Source organism: Caballeronia sp., assembly GCF_049581465.1.
Lineage (GTDB): Bacteria > Pseudomonadota > Gammaproteobacteria > Burkholderiales > Burkholderiaceae > Caballeronia.
The window spans coordinates 1-3,555 of sequence record NZ_JBAUSA010000206.1; the positions used below are offsets into that span (position 1 = coordinate 1).

A 3,555-nucleotide genomic window follows, 5' to 3' on the forward strand; every position below is an offset into this window, starting at 1 on the left:
GTACGAGGCCGCGCCTCATGCGGTCACCGAGTCGCGCGCCCGTCTTGCCGTGGATAGTCAGCGTGCCGCCTGTCATGCCTTCCATGTCGCCGGGGAGCGGACCCGCCGCGAAGTCGCCGCTTTGTCCGCCTACCGTCAGGCGGCCGCCGCTCATCTGGCAGCCGGTGAAGTCGCCGCTGTTGCCATCGACACGCATTTCACCGCCTGTCATGCGAAAGCCCGTGTGGTCGCCGCTGGAACCGCGGACATCTATGCGGCCTTCGGCGAGATGCGCGCCAAGACGGTCAAGCCACGGCACGTCACCCTCGATCAGCAGCGATACAGCATCGCCCCCGCCGTCCGTTTCCGTACGCCCTATATCGAACACGTCGCCGGCTGCGCAGCGCTCGTTTCCCGCCGGCAGCACGATCCGCCCGATCTCCGCCACCGTCAGCGCCGCGAGCGCGCCAGGAAGCAGCCTCGCTGCATCAACACGAAATCCGGGCGCGTTCCTGACGCGCAGCGTCGTCGTGCTCATGCGCGTCTGCCTTCCACGCCGGCTGCAAGCTGGCGAAGATGGAAGTGGTAGGGACCGAGCTTGCCGCCATAGTTTCCCGCCGATATCCGCAGCACGCCGCCCGCCCGGCCGAGTTCGGCCGCCGCTGTGATACCCGCGGTCATAGCGGCGCCCACGTCGCTGTCGGTCAGGCCGTCGATTACGATTTCGAGCACGCAGCCAACCTCGGCATCCAGTTCGCTTTTCGGCGACAAGCCGACTAACGTCGGACAAAAGGCGTCGTTCGTCGATGCCGGTGCCGCAGCATATTTCGAGCCTACTTTGGAGCCCGAGCGCACCACGCCGCCGGGGAACGGCATGATCACGTTGGGCAATCGGCGCATCGCGTGAACGGCGTTTTCGGCCGCGCGCAGCGCCGCGTCCGTGTCCCGCGCGAGCAGCAACAGGTTGCCACCACCGACTGCCTTCACGGTGACGGTGCTTTCTGCGGCGACGAACTCGCCGTCCATCACGGGCACCCGCCAGTAGCGTGTGTCGCCGAGCATCTTGCTGATCTGCCAGCCGTCGCCGAAGAAGCGCAGGCTGCTGCCGAGCGGGGCGTTATCGGAGAGAGGGGCGCGGCTGGTAGCCGGATCGATACCGCTGTAGACCGCCGTAGTGGGGCAGGTCAGCACGCATTGCCCGACGCGCCGTTCGACCTGCTTTGCCAGCTCTTTCGTCGACACCGCGAACAGCAACACCGCCACGCCCGGCCGGCCGTCGGGCGTTTCATGGAAGCCAAGTTCGCGTTCGATGCCCGCCTCGCAACCGCAACCGATCACCGATGTCGCGAAGCCCGTCAGCGATTGCGCCGCGTGGTTCGCCCAGACCGGCGTGTGAGCGGTGATGACGAGCCGCGTCGCTTTCATCGGGAAGGCTTCCGCGAAGGTATCGTCAATCAGGGTGTCGTTGATGTGCATGGCGCTCACGTCTCACGCTCCGGCGCTCAGGCAGGCCACCGGCAGGAGCCTGCCGCCGCGGCAGCACGCGCAGATTTCGTCGTCGCTGATGGTCGCGTGAACGGGATTGCCAACCAGATTCGCCGCGCTATAGGCTTGCAACGTCTTCTCGATGCCCCGGTCGAAAGCGGGCGAGACGTAGTGGATGCCACCGGTCGGCGTGGCGACCAGCGTGCCGTCGCGCGCGACCAGTTGCCCGTCCTTGAACACGTACGCCGGCGACGTAAACATCCGTTCCTTATCCGCCTCATCGCGATACACCGCGATATCCGCCGCCGCGCCCACGCCCAGTTGGCCGCGATCCTTCAGGCCGAGCAAGCGCGCGGGACCGGCGCGGGTGATGATCGCGATGTCGTACAGCGAGAACTCGCGCGCAAGTTCCGGCAATGCGCTTGCGACTTGCGCTTCGGGATTGAGCTTCGCGAGCTGCTCGTCGCGAAAGCCTTTGTCCATCAGCAAGCGGATCAGGTGCGGATAACTCGTGAACGGTCCGCCGTTCGGGTGATCGGTGGTCATCGACACGCGCCACGGGTCGTCGACAGCCAAGAAAATCTCCAGCCCGATGATCCATTGCAGCGCGTTGACGTAACTCTGTTCCCGATAGCGGAACGGCACGATTCCGCAGCCCGCATCGCATTCAATATCGCCAGCTATCCACTTCTTCGGTGACCCAAGCGGTGCGTTCCTGAACTGCATCATGGTGTCGCCGGACGCGGTCACGGTCTGCCCGAAAATGATCTGGCCGACATCGATCGACACGTTCGGCCGCGCATTCACTGCCTCGGCAATCGTGCGCGCACCCGATGAAAACTTGCGCGGTCCTTCCACGCCATAGCTATGGAACTGGATATGGGTCAGGTGAATGGGCAGGCCGTCCGCGGCGTCCATGGTGCGAATCGTCGAGTCGATGTTGCCTGGCACGCCGAGGTTGCTCGCATGCACGTGCAGCGGATGCGGCACGCCCAACTCGGTCAGCGCGCGCGATAACGTGCGCAGCACATCGCGCGGCGTGATGCCGTAATGGACATGCTCCTCATCCACGTCCAGCGAGCGCTGGTTGAACTTGAACGCGGAGATGCCCCCGGGATTGACCACCTTTACGCCGAGCGCCTTGCTCGCGTGCATCGTCCAGCCGACGTAGTCTCGCAGGCGCTCGAAGCTGTCGCGTTGCGCCAGAAGCTGCAGGAACAGTTCGTCGTTGCCGAGCATCACGTACGCGCCGTGATCGATGATCGGCGTGTCCCCCATCTCCAGATGCGTGTGGCGCGCGTTGGAGGGCATCATCGCGGGTTCGAAGGCTGCGGTGTATCCCATCTCAGCGTATCGATACCCCGTGGCGAGCGTGCCGGGGGTACAAACCCCGCACGACGGCAGCCGTAAGTAGCGGCCGTTGGCGTCCTGAACGGCGGCGTCTTCTGCGCCGCTACCGCGATGATCTTCCGGCAGCAGCAAGCGCGAGAGATTGGTTTTGCCGCCGCCAATGTGCGAGTGCAGGTCGATACCGCCCGCCATCACGATCATGCCGGTAGCATCGAAATCGTGATCGATGGATGCGCCGGGAACGGCCGCGACCAGCCGGCCATCGCGCATATACAGGTCGCGACGTTCGCCATTCACTCCGTTGGCCGGATCGTAGAGCGTGCCGCCTTTGAGCCGCGTCAGGCTCATGGCAGGCTCCTCGAATCGGGCACGGCGAAGAAGTCGGACAACCGTGCCGCGATGGCCGCGACCGTCGGCAGTGCGCTCGCGCGTGCGGCGCTCAGTGGCGCGACCACCGAACCGTCGACGCGAAACAGGTGCCCGCCGCTGTCCACGCCGGGTGTCGCCACGGGAATGAATACCGTCGGCGCAGTGCGTGCGCCGAGCATCGTTCGCATGGCGGGATGCCCGAGCACGATGGCCGGGACGGTACGGCCAAGATCGAATGGCAGCGGCTCGGGTTGAAAGCTTGCGACCCATAACAGCGCATCGACTTCATGAGCAGCCAGAAGCCGTTGCGTCCGATAACGCATGGCATCGTGATCAAGTGCTGGCTGTTGAGCGAGGCGCGTTGGCATCGAC

The 3,555-nt window shown here is 65.1% G+C and carries 3 protein-coding genes and 1 pseudogene; all 4 read right to left on the reverse strand.

Annotated features, from left to right (window positions below; all coding sequences use genetic code 11):
* The coding region (locus tag WCA53_RS05065; protein ID WP_423906333.1) for a formylmethanofuran dehydrogenase subunit C at window positions 1-517 on the reverse strand (517 nt) is incomplete at its 3' end.
* Window positions 514-1,455 (reverse strand): formylmethanofuran--tetrahydromethanopterin N-formyltransferase, encoded by a 942-nt coding sequence (fhcD, locus tag WCA53_RS05070; protein WP_423906340.1) that lies wholly within the window; start codon window positions 1,453-1,455, stop codon window positions 514-516. The genes fhcD and WCA53_RS05065, both read right to left, overlap by 4 nt.
* Window positions 1,456-1,467: 12 nt before the next feature.
* Window positions 1,468-3,162, reverse strand: coding sequence for a formylmethanofuran dehydrogenase subunit A (locus WCA53_RS05075; RefSeq protein ID WP_423906337.1), 1,695 nt, complete (start codon window positions 3,160-3,162; stop codon window positions 1,468-1,470).
* Window positions 3,159-3,555, reverse strand: a pseudogene (locus tag WCA53_RS05080) (formylmethanofuran dehydrogenase); the annotation flags it as partial. The pseudogene WCA53_RS05080 and the gene WCA53_RS05075, both read right to left, overlap by 4 nt.